Here is a 14,626-nt window from a genome sequence, read left to right as displayed (position 1 = left end):
CGGATCGGGGCGCCGCGGCGCGACCGCTTTTCCCGGGGTACGGCCTCAGGGTGTCCCGGCGGGGCCGGCCAGGCCGTACAGCAGCAGGTCGGTGAGGGTGTCGACGACCGTGTCGTCGCCGACGGGCTCGGCGCGGGTGAGCATCGAGTATCCGAGCATGCCGAGCATGGCGCCCATCGCCGCCGCGACCAGCTCGGGGTCGCCGGGCAGCCGGTGGCCGCGTTCGCGCAGATACTCCAGGTGGTGGCGGAAGACAGCCGTCTCGGAGATCAGGTCGTCCCATGCCCGGCCGTCGCCGGGACCCGCGCCGACGCGGGACTGGAACAGGGCCACCATGACGGCCCGATGCTCGCGGAAGACGCTCCAGGCGATCCGCAGGTGCTCGCGCAGCTGGTCGCGGTCGGTCAGGTCGTGCTCGCGCGGATGGCCGGCGCGCGCCACCTCCCGGTCGGCGCTGTCCTCCATCTCGGCCAGCAGTGCCCCGAGCAACTCCTCCCGGTCGGCGAAGTGCTCGTAGAAGGAGCCGGCCGAGCGTCCCGCCGCCGCCGCGATGTCGGTGATCTTGGTGTTGAGGAAGCCGCGCTCGGCGAACAGTCTCCTGGCGGCCTCAAGCAGCGCCGCCCTCGTCTCGGCCGCCTTCGCCTTGCGCACACCCGCCACCGTCACGCTCCGCCGTCTTCCCGCCCGCCCTCTCCGGGCGGGGTTGACAGCGGTCATCCTACCGAACACACTTTCACCAAATTCAGATTCAGTGAATCAAAGTTCAGTGAATGAGCATTCGGAGGTTGACGATGCGTGTCATCGTGATCGGAGCGGGCGTCGCGGGCTCCGCCGCCGCCCTGGCCCTGCGTCACATCGGCGCCGAGGTGACCGTGTACGAGGCCTACGCCGACCCCGCGGGCGACGTCGGCTCCTTCATCAGCCTGGCCGCCAACGGGCTGCGCGGCCTGGAGGCCCTCGGCTGCCTGCCCCGGGTCCAGCGCCTGGGTGTCGCCCTGCCCCGCCAGCGCATGTGGTCGGCCTCGGGCAGGCTCCTCGGCGACGTCCCCCGGGGCCGTCGCGGCGACGACCCGCTGCACAGCGTCACCCTGATGCGCGGCGCCCTGGTGGAGGCCCTGCGCGCCGCGGCCGCCGAGGCGGGCGCGGAGATCGTCACCGGGGAGCGCCTGACCGGCGTCACCGAGGCCCCCGGGGCCGTCACCGCCGGTTTCCTCGACGGCCGCCGCGACAGCGCCGACCTGCTCGTGGCCGCCGACGGCATCTGGTCGCTCGTGCGCGGCGTCCTGGACCCGGCCGCGCCGCGCCCGCGCTACGCCGGCCTGTACTGCGTGTCCGGTGTCTCCGCCGACGCGCGGGGCCTGGGTGTCGAGCCCGGCGTCTTCAACATGACCTTCGCCCGCAACGGGGCCTTCATCCACCTGGCCGCGGGCGACGGCACGGTGTGGTGGTCGGCCCAGATCGCCGACCCGCGACAGCCCCGCCTCGACGACGCCGCCGAAGCCGGCGCCGGATGGCTACGTGAGACCGCCGCGCTGTACCGGCGCGAGCCGGTCCCCTCGGCGGTCCTGGCCGCCGCCGTCGGCACCCACCCCACCGTGCTCATGCACGCCCTCGGCCCGGTCCCCACCTGGCACGGCGGCCGCAGCGTCCTCATCGGCGACGCCGCCCACCCGGTGGGCGCGGGCCAGGGGGCCTCCATGGCCGTCGAGGACGCCCTGGTCCTGGCCGCCGCGCTGCGCGGCCGGGCCCCGTCGGACGTTCCCGGGGCCCTGGCCCGCTACGACGCCGCCCGCAGGCCCCGCGTCACCAGGCTCCTGGGCGCGGCCAAGGACAACCGCGAGGCCAAGAAGGCCGGCCCCGTGGCCCGCCGGGCGCAGGCCGCCGCCATGCGCCTGTTCCTGCCGCTGTTCTACGACAGGAGCACCGCCTGGCTCCACGGCCACGACCCCGCCGTCGTCGTCGGGTGAACGCCGCGTCAGGACGGGGAAGGACGGTGCCGAGGGTCGTCTCGCGGAACCGGCGACCGGGGGTTCGTCTTCGGATGCCGCGCCGGTCAGCCGAGGCCGGCGTCGTGGACGAGGATGGCCGCCTGCACCCGGTTGGCCAGGCCCAGCTTGGCCAGCACCCGGCTGACGTGCGCCTTCACCGTCGCCTCCGTCAGCCGTAGCTCCCGCCCGATCTCGGCGTTCGACAGGCCGCGCGCCACCGCCCTGATCACGTCCTCCTCCCTGGCGGTCAACGCCGCGAGCCGCCCGCGCGCGGACTCGGCCCGCGAGGGAGCCCTGTCGACGAACGAGCCGATCAGCCGCTTGATGACCGTGGGGGACAACATGGCCTGCCCCGCCGCGACCGTACGGACGGCGGCCGCCAGATCACGCGGCGGGGTGTCCTTGAGCAGGAAGCCGACGGCGCCCAGCCGAAGCGCCTCGTGGACGTGGTCGTCCAGGTCGAACGTGGTGAGCATGATCACCTTGGGCGCCTCGGGGGCGGCGAGCACACGGGCGGCGGCGCTCAGCCCGTCGGTGCCCGGCATGCGCACGTCCATCAGGACGACGTGCGGCCTGAGCCGGGCCGCGGCGCCCACGGCCTCGTCACCGTCACAGGCCTCGCCGACGACCGCCATGTCGCCCGCCGCCTCAAGTATCATCCGCAGCCCGGCCCTGACCAGTGCCTCGTCGTCGGCGATCAGCACGCGGATCATGCCGTGGGGATCCCGGCCAGCACCTGGAAGCCGCCCTGCGCCCGCGGCCCCGCCTCCAGCCTGCCGCCGACCAGTTCGACGCGTTCACGCAGCCCGACCAGGCCCCATCCGGAGCCGGGCAGGCCGCCGTCCGCCGTGGAGGGCCGGTTGCGGACGAGGACCTCCAGCTCGGTGGCCCGGTAGTGGAGGTGAACCTCGGTCTCGGCGCCGCCCGCGTGCTTGTGCACGTTGGTCAGCGCCTCCTGGACCACCCGGTAGGCGGTGCGCTCGGCGGTCGGCGCAAGCGGGCGTGCCTCGCCCTCGTCGTGGCGGCTGACCACGATGCCCAGGGCCCGCGACTGGTCGAGCAGCCGGTCCAGGTCGGCCAGCGTGGGCTGCGGGCCGCGTACCGGATCGGATGAGCGCAGCACGCCGAGCACCTCCCGCAGGTTCGTCAGCGCCTGCCTGCCCACTCCGCCGATCAGCGCGGCGGCCTCCGCCGTACGGGCGTCCGGGGCGTTGACCTCCAGCGCGCCCGCGTGCAGGACCATCAGGGAGACCCGGTGGGCGACCACGTCGTGCATCTCCCGCGCGATGCGGGCCCGCTCCTGGTCGCGTGCCTGGCCGGCGCGGAGCACCTGCTCGCGCAGCAGTTGCTCGGACTGCTCACGCATCGCGTCGAACACCTGCCGCCTGGCGCGCACCCACAGCCCGGCGAACAGCGGCAGCCCCACCATGGCGCCGCCCAGGACCAGCACGTTGACGACCGTGCCCGCGACCAGCGCCCGATACCCCTCGCTCCGGTGCGACACGAACCCGCCCAGCGCCTGCAGTGCGACCGCGCCACCGGCGTAGAGCCACAGGCCGCGGCGGCCGAGCCGCGTGCCCGCGTAGTACGAGGCGGCGACGGCGGCGGGCCACATCACCAGCCACGCGTAGGACAGCGCGCCCGCCGCGGCCAGCGGCCACAGCCACCGCCTGGCGAAGGCCGCGGCCACACCGCAGCACGCCGCCACGGCCGTGAGCACCGGCACGGGAAGCGCCGAGCGCACCCCCATCGAACCGGCCGTCGCCGCCATGGACAGCAGGAACACCGCCACGCCGAGCGCCCAGGGCGCGGCCCGGTCGACGATCCTCGATGCCCGGTCAATCATGGTGAGAGGCTACAAGCCCGCCCGGACGGGACACCCCCTACGAAAGTCGCAGACGCCGTGTGACGTTCGCCGGGGACCGTACGGCGGGGCCGCGCGGCACGGTTGACCGCATGAAGAAGATGCTGGCCGCGAGCGTGCTCGCGTTCTCCGTTTCACCGGCGCCCCTGAGCGCGCCCCCGGCCGGGGCTCCCACGCCCGTGACGGCCCCGCCCTCGGCCGCCTCCCCGGTGCCCGCCTCCCCGGTGCCCGCCTCCCCGGTGCCCGCCTCCCCGGTGCCCGCTCTCCCGGCGCCGACCGGCGCCTATCCGGTGGGCGAGACGAACCTGCACCTGATCGACTCCAGCCGCCCCGACCCCTGGGTCACCGGCCGGGACGTACGCGAACTGATGGTCTCCGTCTGGTACCCGGCGCGCAGGGGCGGCGGCAGGCTCGCCCCCTACGTCACGCCGCGGGAATCGGAACTGATCATCAGGGCGGTGCCGCAGCTCGACGGCGTACCGGCCGACACCCTCGCCAGGACCACCACACACGCCCGCGCCGACGCCCCGGCGCTGAGACGCAAGAGCGGATGGCCTCTGGTGGTCCTGTCGCCCGGCATGTCGCTGCCCCGCGCGACGATGACGTCGCTGGCAGAGGAGTTCGCCAGCCGTGGCTACCTGGTGGCCGGGATCGAGCACACCTACGAGTCGGTGGCCACCACGTTCCCCGACGGGCGGACCGTCACCTTCGAGGCCGGCAAGGCCGGGCAGACCGCCGAGACCGGCGCCAAGGTGGCCCGGGTCAGGGCCGCCGACACCGAGTTCGTCCTGGACCGGCTGAGCAGGAGCAAACGCTGGAACCGGCTGATCGACGAGCGGAACATCGCGATGGTGGGGCACTCGGCCGGCGGCCAGAGCGCCGCCCACCTGCTTGCCGTCTCCAGGCGGATCAAGGCCGCGGTCAACCTCGACGGCACCTACAACCCCAGGACGCCGGCCCGGCCGCTGGACAAGCCCTTCATGATGGTCGGCAACCCGAGGCACCAGCCGCGAGCGGGCGGCCGGGACTCCTCATGGGAGGAGTTCTGGCCGCACGTGACCGGCGGCTGGAAGCGCTGGCTGACCGTGACCGGCGCCGAGCACATGAGCTTCGCCGACTACGCGGTGCTCCAGCCGCAGCTCGGGCTGCCCGGGGCCGCCCTCGACGGCGAACGCGCCGTCACGATCACCCGGAGGTACGTCACCGCCTTCCTCGACCTGCACCTCAAGGGCAGGCGCCAGCCCTTGCTGGACAGGCCGTCGGGAGATTTTCCCGAGGTGAGGATCTGGTAGACGGCCCGGTGCCCCGAGACCACACCGGACGGGCCGATAGCCGAAAGTAGCCGGTCGGATACAGACGGCGAACAGCCGTTTACTGCAGGATCCCAAGCGGCAACACCAGCCCCACCGGGAACATCTCAAGGAAAGCGGTTCACATGCGCATCGGCAGCAGGATCGTCACCTTCACGGTCACCGTCGTCAGCACCGGCGGCCTGACCCTGGCCGCCCTGACCACCCCGGCCCTGGCCGCCCCCGCCCCCCACACTCAGGCCGCCGTCGGCGGCGGGTACTGGGCACGCGGATGCGACGCGGGACGAGCGTGCATCGAGCTCTCGGGCGGACGCCAGGGCGCGGGCGGGTCGTGGTGGAACGTGGACGGCTGCGGCTATCACACGATCAATGACCACTACAGGCGGGGCAGCGCCCACGGAAACGGTTTCGACGTCATCTACGCGGACCAGAGATGGGACCGCGTGCAGCCCTGGTCCAGCCGGCCACTGGACCCCGGCAACCTCGTCACGGGCGTCAACGTCCTCTGCTGAGCCACAAGCCGTCCGGGGCTCGGATCACATGGCCGAGCCCCGGGGGCGCAACCTGGCCGGTCGGCGGTCAGCGTCTCCGTCGAGCGGGGCGAGATCAACCGATCTAATAACATAACGGGCGAAATGCACTGATCACCGCAATCTATGCGTGCCGCCTGGGCGAGAGACTCCACCGGCACATGCCCGGGAAAGCGAGCGCACCCATGAACGTCAACGGCTTCACGGCCCCCGGCTACGAAGGCGTCGCCGAGGCCTTCACCCGTAACTTCACCGGTTCCGCCGAGGTGGGCGCCGCGTTCGCCGCCTACCACGACGGGCGGCTCGTCGCCGACCTGTGGGGCGGCAGCGCCGACCCGGACAGCGGCGCCCCCTGGCGGCGCGACACCCTGCAGCTGGTGTTCTCCGGAGCCAAGGGGCTCATCGCCGCCTGCGTGCTCCTGCTGGCCGAGCGCGGGCGGCTCGACCTCGACGCCCCCGCCGCCCGCTACTGGCCCGAGTTCGCCGCCGCGGGCAAGGCCGCCATCACGGTCACCCAGATCATGTCGCACCAGGCCAGGCTCCCCGGCGTCCGGGAGAGCTTCACCACCGGCCAGTTCCTGGACCCGGTCTTCATGGCCTCCCTGCTGGCCGCCCAGGAGCCGCTCACCGACCCCCGTGCCGCCTTCGTCTACCACCCCCTGACCTACGGCTGGCTCGCCGCCGAGCTCATCCGCCGCGTCGACGGCCGCAGCGCGGGCACCTTCTTCGCCGAGGAGTTCGCCCGCCCCCTGGACCTCGACGTCTGGATCGGCGTGCCCCGCGAGCACCACCACCGGGTGGCCACCACGCACGTCGCCCCCGGCTTCGTCTTCGCCGACCCCGACGCGCCCCCGACCGGAGACCCGCTGCGCGACCTGGCCCGCAACCCCATCTCCGTTCCCGACGCCCCCGCCCTGTGGAACAGTGCCGGCTTCCGGGCCGCCGAGCTGCCCGGGGCGGGCGCCCACGGCACCGCCCGTTCCCTCGCCCGCTTCTACGCCTGTATGGCGCGCGGCGGCGAACTGGACGGCATCCGCGTCCTGAAGGAGACCACCCTCAAAAACGGCCGCAGGCTGCTCAGGCACGGCATCGAGCCCCTCTGGAACAGCCCCATGGCCTACGGGACCGGCTTCGAGCTGCAGACCGCAGCGGCGATCTTCGGCCCGGCACCGGACGCCTTCGGGCACGCCGGCATGGGGGGCTCGCGCCACGCCGCCTGGCCGGCCGAACGCGTCGGGTTCTCCTACGCCACCAACCAGCTCCGGTCGGCGCCCAGCCCCGACCGGCGTCCGCTGCGGCTGCTCGACGCCCTGCACGCCGCCGCGAACTCCCCCGCCGATCCCGCCGGTCGTTGAGCGGCCCGGCCCGGGCCCTTCGCCGGGTCGGCTAAGGTGCCCTGAGGCGACATCTCACAGGGGAGAACACAGCACGTTGTCCGGCGACCACGCTCATCCCAGCCCTACGACCCCGACCGACCCGCGTGATCTGCGCGCCGACTGCGCGAGCTGTTTCGCCCTGTGCTGCACCGTCCCGGCCTTCTCCGCCTCCTCCGACTTCGCCATCGACAAGCCCGCGCACCAGCCCTGCCCCAACCTCGGCGCCGACTTCCGCTGCGGCATCCACTCCTCCCTGCGCCGGCGGGGTTTCGCGGGCTGCACGGTCTACGACTGCTTCGGCGCCGGGCAGCGGGTCTCCCAGGTGACCTTCGGCGGGCGTGACTGGCGTTCCTCCCCCGGTACGGCCAGGCGGATGTTCGAGGTCTTCCCCGTCATGCGTGACCTGCACGAACTGCTGTGGTACCTGACGCAGGCCCTCGCGCTCCCCGGCACCGCCCCCGTCCGCGACGCGCTCACCGAGGCGCGGGCCGCCCTCGAAGCGCTCACCCGGGAGTCTCCGGAGGTCCTCGCGCGGACCGACGTCATGGCGCGGCGCACGCAGGTCAACCCCCTCCTGCAGCGGGCCAGTGAGCTCGCCCGCGCGAACGTCCCCGGCCCCCGCAGGGACCGCAGGGGCGCCGACCTCATCGGCGCGAAACTCAAAGGGGCCGACCTCAGGGGCGCCAACCTGCGCGGCGCCTACCTCATCGGCGCCGACCTGCGCGGCGCGAACCTGACCATGGCCGACCTCACCGGGGCCGACACTCGCGGCGCCGACCTGCGCGGCGCCGACCTCGCCGGGAGCATCTTCCTCACCCAGGCCCAGCTCGACGCCGCCAAGGGCGACGCGGCCACCGGCGTCCCCGCCTCCCTCACCCGTCCCGCCCACTGGTGAGGACCTCCCCCCGGGGGAACAGCGCCCGTACCTGCCCGCGCAGCCAGGCGTGCGCCGGATCGGCGTCGTGACGCCGGTGCCAGGCCTGTGAGACGGCCATCTCCGGCAGGTCGAGCGGGATCGGGAAGGTGACCAGCCCCAGGGCGTCGATCATGGGCGCCGACATGCGGGCGGGCGCCATGCCGACCAGGTCGGACCCGCGTACGGCCAGCAGGACGGCGGTGAACGTCGGCACCGACCCGACGATCCGCCGCCGCAGCCCCCGCTCGGCCAGCGCCGTGTCGACGGGCCCCGCCGTACGGCCCCGGCGGGAGGAGACGACGTGCTCGGCGGCGGCGAAGCGCTCCGGGGTCACCGGGGAGCCGAGCAGCCGGTGGCCCGGCCGTACGACGCCCACCCCGTGGTCGTCGACCAGCGGCTCGACACGCGTCTCCGGTGAGGGGTCGGAGATCACCGCGATCTCCAGGTCGGCCGTCCCCTCGCGCAGCGCCCGCTGGTCGCCGTGCCCCTCCGGGACGAACCGCAGCCGGATCCCCGGCGCGGCGGCGCCGACGCAGGCCAGCAGGGGGGCGCAGACGGTGGTGGCCACCGCGTCCGACAGCAGGACGACGAAGTCGCGCCTGAGGGTGGCCGGTTCGAAGACGGCGGGTGTGAACACCCGCCGCGCCCCCTCGACGAGGCCGCGCACCTCGGCCCGCACGGCCAGCGCGCGCGGTGTGGGAACCATCCGCTGACCGGACCTGACCAGGACGGGGTCGCCCATCGCCTGGCGGATCCGGCCCAGGGTGCGGCTCATGGCCGGTTCGGACAGTCCCAGCCGCAGGGCGGCCCCGGAGACGCTGCACTCCTCAAGCAGGGCGTCCAGGGCGATGAGAAGGTCCAGACTTGGTTGCGTTTGGCGCATATATCTCATGATAAATATGCATTTGAGGTTAGGTATGGGTCTTTTTACCGTGGCCTCGTGAATCGAACCTCCATCGTGATGTGCGCCGCGTCGGTCCTCGTGGTCTCCCTCGTCGCCGCGGTGAATCTCGCCCTGCCCGCCCTGACCGGTGCCCTGCACCCCACCGAGAGTCAGCTCGTCTGGATCGTCGACGCCTACGTCCTGGTCTTCGCCTGCTTACTGATCCCGATGGGGGCGGCCGGGGACCGTCTCGGCGGCAAGGGCGTGCTGCTGACGGGCCTGGCCGTCTTCGCCGCCGGGAGCCTCGCCGCCGCCCTCGCCCCGCACACCGGTGCCCTGATCGCCGCCCGCGCGCTCAGCGGAGCGGGCGCCGCCATGATCATGCCCGCCTCGTTGTCCATCACCGTGGCCTCCCACCCGCCGCAGCGGCGGGCCCACGCCGTCGGCCTCTGGAGCGCCGCGAGCGGCGCCGCCGGGGTCGTCGGCAACGTCGGTGGCGGGCTGATCATCCAATACCTGCCCTGGCAGGCTCTCTTCGCCGTCCCCGCCCTGCTCGCGCTGCTGCTGGCCGGGGTCACCGGCCTGCTCGTCCCGCGTCAGCCCCGCCGTGCGGCCGCCGTCGACCCGGTGGGCACCGGCCTGCTCGTCCTGGGCTGCCTGGCCCTGGTCTTCGCCATCATCGAGGGCCCGGAGGCGGGCTGGACGTCCGCCGTCGTCCTGGGCGCCTTCGCGACCGCCGCCGTCGTGCTCACGGGATTCGTCCTGCACCAGCTGCGGATCCCCCGCCCGCTGCTGGACCCCCGGCTCTTCGCCCGGCGCGAGCTGCGGGCCGGGGCCCTCGGCGTGAGTGTGCTGTTCTTCGGGCTCTTCGCCCTGTTCTTCGTCAACGCCCGCTTCCTGCAGGAGGAGCGCGGCCTGTCACCGATGGTGACGGGCCTGGCCATCCTGCCCCTCGTGATCCCCATGGTCGCGCTGTCCGGGCGGCGGGCGCCGACGCTGCCCGCCGTGGCCGGCGGCCTGGCGTCCGTGGTGGCCGGGCTGGGGTGGCTGGCCTGGGCGACGACCCTGCCCTACCCCCTCTACGCCGCCGGGCTGGTCCTGGTGGGCGCGGGCATGGGGCTGGCCCTGCCCGCGCTGTCCACCCAGATCATGGCCGGGCTGCCCGCGGGGCGGGCCGGGCTCGGCTCCGGGCTCAACAGCGCGGCGCGTGAACTCGGCAGCGCCGTGGGCGTGGCGGTCATGGGCACCGCGCTGGCCACCTCGGGCCTGCGGGCGGGCCTGGTGACCGTGGCACTGTGCGTCGCGGCGGGCGCGGCGCCCGTGGTGGGCTGGCTCAGGGCGGGCACGCGCGCGCTCAGCGCCCCAGCAGGTGGTCCACTTCGGCGGTGAAGAGCAGGCCGGGATCGAACCCCATCCCCGCGAAGTGCCCGGCCAGTTCCAGGGACAGGACGCCGTGCAGCCGGGTCCACAGGACCAAGGCCCGGTGCAGGACGGCGGGCGGGGCGGGGTGAGCACCGGCCCATCCGCGGTGGCCGGCCAGGTGCTCCTCCAACGGCGCCGCCGGGCCGTCCGGCACGGACTCCGCGCAGGCGTCGAGCAGCATTCCCATGATCTGCGATGAGATGACCGTGATGTCGCCGGGCGCGTGGTAGCCGGGCACGGGGGTGCCGTAGATGAGCAGGTAACGCTGGGGGTCGGCGAGCGCCCAGCCGCGGACGGCGTGCGCCAGCGCCTCCAGCCCGGCCCCCGCCTCGGAGAGCGGGCGCAGGGTGTCGGCCAGGCTCCGGTAGGCGTCGCCGACGAGCTCGGTGATCAGCTCGTCACGGCCGGCGTAGTAGCGGTAGAGGGCGGGCCCGCTCATGCCCATCCGTTTGGCGATGGCGTTGAGCGAGAGCGCGGAGGCCCCCGCCGTGGCGATCTGCTCCCACGCGCACTCCTTGATCTCCGCGCGCACCTGGGCGCGGTAGCGCTCCCTGGGGCTCTTCGCGTCCGTCTCCGCCAAGGCCTCCGCCTTTCCGCCCCACCGACAGGGCTACACCATCAAGGGATAGTTAGAACTTATCACGAATCCCGTTGACACCCTCCTCGCGGCTTGGTTATAACTTCTAACGAAAGCACGTACCTCTATCCGGTTCGGAGGAACCCGTGTCCCGCGCTCTCGCCGTCCTCGCCGTCCCGCTCACCGTCACCTTCCTGCTGGCGGGCGGCGCCCCCGCCGTGGCCGCCCAGCCAGGCCCCGCCCCCCACTGCCGGGGAGAGGGCCTCGACCCCGCCGCCCGCATCCGCCACCAGGCCGACATCCTCATCAAGGCACCCCTGAGCAGGGTCTTCGCCCTCCAGGCCGACGTGGAGCGCTGGCCCGGCTGGCAGGCCCCCGTCCTCACCGCCGAACGCCTCGACCCCGGCCCCCTGCGCGCGGGCTCGCGTTTCCGGTGGACCACCCCGGCCCCCGCCACCGCCTCGACCCCGGCCACCGTCCTGCGCATCACCTCCACCGTCCGGCGGATCCAGCGCGACACCTGCATCCTGTGGAGCGGGCCCGCCGTCGGCGACGGCGTGCGCATCGACCGCGGCACCCACCTGTGGACCTTCACCAGGGTCAAGGGAGGCGTCCGCGTCCACACCGAGGAGACCTGGACCGGCCCCCAGGTCGAAGCCGACGTCCCCACCTCGACCGCGATCCTCGGCGCGGGCCTGCAAGCCTGGCTGCGCGACCTGAAGACCACCGCGGAGAGGCACCGGGTCACCCCGCCCAGTCCCATCCGGTGATCGCCGAACGCATCAGGCGCGCCGCGCCCGACAGATGACCGTCGGCCGCCCAGAACAACGTGAGCGTGCGGCGGCAGTCGGGGCTGTCGACCGCGATCCACACCAGCGGCACACTCCACACGGCCCTCCGCGCGAAAGCCGGGACGAGCCCCACGCCGAGCCCCGCGCCGATCAGATCCGCGATCGCGCCGGACTCGTCCGCCTCACAGGCCACCCTCGGCGTGAGCCCCCTGGCCGCGAAGAGCCGCTCCAGCAGCCGCCGCTGCCAGTGCCCACCGCGGGCGGCCACGAAGGACTCCCCGGCGAGCTCCTCGATCCCGACCGAGGCGCGCCCCGCCAGCCGATGGCCGGACGGCACCGCCAGCCCGACCTCCTCCTCCAGCAGACGGGCCGACTCCAGCCCGTCGGCGTGGATCGGCTGCGAGGCCACACACAGGTCGACCTCCCGGGCCCGCAGATGGCGCCCCATGTCCTCGGCCGGCATCCAGCGAAGCTCGGTCTCGACGCGAGGATGGGCCCGCTTGTAGGCCGCCAGCGGACCGGTGAGGGTCAGGAACGTCTCCGACGCCAGCCGTACGGCGCCCAGACCCTCACCGGCCGCCTCGGCCACCGCCCGCCTGCCCGCCTCCAGCTCGCCCAGGCACCGCTCGGCGTACCCGCGGAAAAGCCTGCCCGCGTCGTTCAGCCGGAGCCTGCCGCTGCGATCGAACAACGACGCGCCCAGCTCTCCCTCCAGCCGGGCGATCGTCCGGCTCAGCGACGGCTGGGCGACGCGGAGCTCCTCCGCCGCCCGGCTCAGGTGCTCAAGCCGCGCCACCACCAGGAACTGCCTGAGCGCGTTCAGCTCCATCATGCCCCCCAAGGCATAACACCATAGCAATATTGATCTTGGACAGGATAACCCGCAGCCCATAGTTTCGGGGGCGCCAAGACCCCCGCGAACAGAACGAGAAAAACCCCATGACCGAAACCGTGCCTCGGACGACCCCCACGGGGTGGGCACTGCGCGTCCTCGCCGGCGCGCACACCGTGGCGATCATCGGCCAGCCGGTGTTCGCCGGAACCTACCTCACCGGCGACTACGACAGCCTCCACCTGCACGCCATCGGCGCCGACGTCGTCACCTCCATCGGCTACCTGCAGATGATCGCCGCGCTCACGGCCTGGATACGGCTGCGCCGGGCCTGGCCCTTCCTCGCCACCACGGCGGTGGTCGCCGCCGAAACCGTCCAGTACCTCGCCGGGCTCGACGGCGCGCTGTGGCTCCACATCCCCCTGGGGGTCATCACCGTCACCGCGCTCACCGTCCTGTTCGTCGCCCTGTGGCTGCGCCCCCTCACCGGCCCCCGGCCACGGACCGTCCGCCATGCCTGACGACATCACCCGGCGGCGGCTCCTGGGCATCGGCGGGACCCTCGGCCTCGCCGCCGCCGCCGGACTGGCGACCTCGGCCGCCCTCGCCCGCCGCCCCGCCGTCACCGGCACCGAACTGCGCAGCGCCCTGCCGCTGCCGCCGCCCTTCCGGGTGCCCCTGCCCGTCCCCGCCACGCTGGCCCCGGCAGGCGCCTCCGGCGGCACCGACCATTACGAGATCACCCAGCGCGAGACGACCGCGGAGATCCTCCCCGGCGTCAGGACCCCGCTGTGGACCTACGAGGGCACCTTCCCCGGCCCCACCATCGAGTCACGCCGCGGCCGCCCCGTCACCGTGACCCACCACAACGCCCTGCCCGTACCGACCGTCGTCCACCTCCACGGCGGGCGGACCGCCCCGGAGTCCGACGGATACCCCACCGACCTCGTCCTGCCGGCGCACTGGCCGCAGACCACGCACGCCGCGCACGACGCGGGCGCCCACACCATGCACGACCCGCGGGCGGCCGTCACCAGGCTGAGCCGGGACTACACCTTCCCCCTCGACCAGCGCCCCGCCCTCCTGTGGTACCACGACCACCGCATGGACTTCACCGCCCCGGCCATCTGGCGCGGCCTCGCCGGGCTGCACATCATCCGCGACGACGCCGAGGACGACCTCGGCCTGCCCTCCGGAGCCCGCGAACTCCCCCTCATGATCACCGACCGCGCCTTCTCCGCCGACGGCACCCTCACCTACCCCTCCCTCGATCCCACCCTCCGCCTGCGGCCCGGCGTACGGGACCCCTATCTCGCCGGAGTCCTCGGCGACGTCATCCTTGTCAACGGCGCCCCCTGGCCCGTCCACGAAACCGACACCGCCCGCCACCGCCTGCGCGTCCTGAACGCCTCCAACGCCCGCCACTACGAACTCGAAGCCGTCACCGACACCGGGCGCCGCCTCCCCCTCGTCCAGATCGGCGCCGACCAGGGACTGCTCGCCGCCCCCGTCACCCATCACGCCCTTCCCGTCGCCCCGGCCGAACGCTACGACGTCGTCGTCGACTTCACCGGCCTGCCGGTCGGCAGCCGCGTCAGACTTCTCAACCGCCTCGGCACCGGCCGCACCCGCGACGTCATGGCCTTCCACATCACCCGCGCCACGACCGACGACAGCCGCCTCCCCCCGGTCCTGTCCACCGACCTGCCGTCCTGGCGCCCCTCGGACGCCGCCGTGACCCGCGAGTTCTCCTTCCGCGCCGGGCGGACGCACGGCGGGCACGGGTGGCTCATCGGCGGCCTCCCCTTCGACCCCGCCCGCTCCGACGTCACCGTCCGCCTCGGCGACGTCGAGATCTGGCGGCTGATCGCCGATGTCCACCACCCCGTCCACCTCCACCTGGTCGGCTTCCGGGTGCTCTCACGCAACGGCCGCCCGCCGCTGCCCCACGACGCGGGCCTCAAGGACACCGTCTCCCTGCGCCCCGGCGAGGCGGTGGAGATCATCACCCGCTTCGACGGCTACCGGGGCCGCTACCTCTTCCACTGCCACAACGCCGAACACGAGGACATGGCGATGATGGCCAACCTCGAAATCGTCTGACCCGCGCGCAGGCCGCGGGCGTGACTATCGTTGC

The 14,626-nt window shown here is 73.6% G+C and carries 15 protein-coding genes; 9 read left to right on the top strand and 6 right to left on the bottom strand.

What is annotated here, in order from left to right; all coding sequences use genetic code 11:
* Positions 1-45 precede the first annotated feature (45 nt).
* Positions 46-651, bottom strand: a complete 606-nt coding sequence (locus ABZ470_RS16785; RefSeq protein ID WP_362911935.1) for a TetR/AcrR family transcriptional regulator — start codon at positions 649-651, stop codon at positions 46-48.
* A gap of 140 nt (positions 652-791) precedes the next feature.
* On the opposite strand from ABZ470_RS16785, the gene ABZ470_RS16780 reads away from it, so the two are divergent.
* Positions 792-1,967, top strand: a complete 1,176-nt coding sequence (locus ABZ470_RS16780) for an FAD-dependent oxidoreductase (RefSeq protein ID WP_362911934.1) — start codon at positions 792-794, stop codon at positions 1,965-1,967.
* An 86-nt stretch (positions 1,968-2,053) separates the two neighbouring features.
* Here ABZ470_RS16780 and ABZ470_RS16775 read toward each other — a convergent pair whose 3' ends face one another.
* Complete coding sequence (locus tag ABZ470_RS16775) at positions 2,054-2,701, bottom strand: response regulator transcription factor (protein ID WP_352013389.1); 648 nt, start codon at positions 2,699-2,701, stop codon at positions 2,054-2,056.
* Complete coding sequence (locus tag ABZ470_RS16770; RefSeq protein WP_362911933.1) at positions 2,698-3,834, bottom strand: histidine kinase; 1,137 nt, start codon at positions 3,832-3,834, stop codon at positions 2,698-2,700. Before ABZ470_RS16770 ends, ABZ470_RS16775 begins: the two co-directional genes overlap by 4 nt.
* Positions 3,835-3,944: 110 nt before the next feature.
* Here ABZ470_RS16770 and ABZ470_RS16765 point away from each other — a divergent pair, with 110 nt between their 5' ends.
* From ABZ470_RS16765 to ABZ470_RS16750, 4 genes are all read left to right on the top strand, one after another.
* Positions 3,945-5,144, top strand: a complete 1,200-nt coding sequence (locus tag ABZ470_RS16765) for an alpha/beta hydrolase (RefSeq protein ID WP_362911932.1) — start codon at positions 3,945-3,947, stop codon at positions 5,142-5,144.
* 143 nt (positions 5,145-5,287) lie between these two features.
* Positions 5,288-5,674: a hypothetical protein gene (locus tag ABZ470_RS16760; RefSeq protein WP_352013387.1), complete on the top strand. Its 387-nt coding sequence runs from the start codon at positions 5,288-5,290 to the stop codon at positions 5,672-5,674.
* 203 nt (positions 5,675-5,877) lie between these two features.
* Positions 5,878-7,047 carry a serine hydrolase domain-containing protein gene (locus ABZ470_RS16755; RefSeq protein ID WP_362911931.1) on the top strand — a complete coding sequence of 390 codons (1,170 nt, stop codon included), beginning with the start codon at positions 5,878-5,880 and terminating at the stop codon, positions 7,045-7,047.
* Between the two features lie 76 nt (positions 7,048-7,123).
* Positions 7,124-7,963, top strand: a complete 840-nt coding sequence (locus ABZ470_RS16750; protein WP_362911930.1) for a pentapeptide repeat-containing protein — start codon at positions 7,124-7,126, stop codon at positions 7,961-7,963.
* On the opposite strand, the gene ABZ470_RS16745 is transcribed toward ABZ470_RS16750, so the two are convergent.
* Positions 7,941-8,867, bottom strand: a complete 927-nt coding sequence (locus ABZ470_RS16745; RefSeq protein ID WP_362911929.1) for a LysR family transcriptional regulator — start codon at positions 8,865-8,867, stop codon at positions 7,941-7,943. The two genes, ABZ470_RS16750 and ABZ470_RS16745, sit on opposite strands and share 23 nt — an antisense overlap.
* 57 nt (positions 8,868-8,924) lie before the next feature.
* Here ABZ470_RS16745 and ABZ470_RS16740 point away from each other — a divergent pair, with 57 nt between their 5' ends.
* Positions 8,925-10,256, top strand: a complete 1,332-nt coding sequence (locus tag ABZ470_RS16740) for an MFS transporter (protein ID WP_362911928.1) — start codon at positions 8,925-8,927, stop codon at positions 10,254-10,256.
* On the opposite strand, the gene ABZ470_RS16735 is transcribed toward ABZ470_RS16740, so the two are convergent.
* Positions 10,222-10,869, bottom strand: coding sequence for a TetR/AcrR family transcriptional regulator (locus tag ABZ470_RS16735; RefSeq protein ID WP_362911927.1), 648 nt, complete (start codon positions 10,867-10,869; stop codon positions 10,222-10,224). The two genes, ABZ470_RS16740 and ABZ470_RS16735, sit on opposite strands and share 35 nt — an antisense overlap.
* 143 nt (positions 10,870-11,012) lie before the next feature.
* Between ABZ470_RS16735 and ABZ470_RS16730 the strand changes: the two genes are divergently transcribed.
* Positions 11,013-11,636 (top strand): SRPBCC family protein, encoded by a 624-nt coding sequence (locus ABZ470_RS16730; RefSeq protein WP_362911926.1) that lies wholly within the window; start codon positions 11,013-11,015, stop codon positions 11,634-11,636.
* Here ABZ470_RS16730 and ABZ470_RS16725 read toward each other — a convergent pair.
* On the bottom strand, positions 11,611-12,489 hold the full coding sequence (locus tag ABZ470_RS16725; protein WP_362911925.1) for a LysR substrate-binding domain-containing protein: 879 nt from the start codon (positions 12,487-12,489) through the stop codon (positions 11,611-11,613). The genes ABZ470_RS16730 and ABZ470_RS16725 overlap by 26 nt on opposite strands.
* A gap of 107 nt (positions 12,490-12,596) precedes the next feature.
* Here ABZ470_RS16725 and ABZ470_RS16720 point away from each other — a divergent pair, with 107 nt between their 5' ends.
* The gene (locus ABZ470_RS16720) at positions 12,597-13,010 is read left to right on the top strand and encodes a hypothetical protein (RefSeq protein ID WP_362911924.1); all 414 of its coding nucleotides are present in this window, start codon (positions 12,597-12,599) and stop codon (positions 13,008-13,010) included.
* Positions 13,003-14,592 carry a multicopper oxidase family protein gene (locus tag ABZ470_RS16715; protein ID WP_362911923.1) on the top strand — a complete coding sequence of 530 codons (1,590 nt, stop codon included), beginning with the start codon at positions 13,003-13,005 and terminating at the stop codon, positions 14,590-14,592. The genes ABZ470_RS16720 and ABZ470_RS16715 overlap by 8 nt, the downstream gene beginning before the upstream one ends.
* The last annotated feature ends 34 nt before the right edge of the window (positions 14,593-14,626 follow it).

Origin of the sequence: Streptosporangium sp. NPDC020072, assembly GCF_040631445.1 — a bacterium.
Lineage (GTDB): Bacteria > Actinomycetota > Actinomycetes > Streptosporangiales > Streptosporangiaceae > Streptosporangium.
Note: the sequence above shows the minus strand (reverse complement) of the source record. Positions and strands in the feature narration are given on the sequence as shown.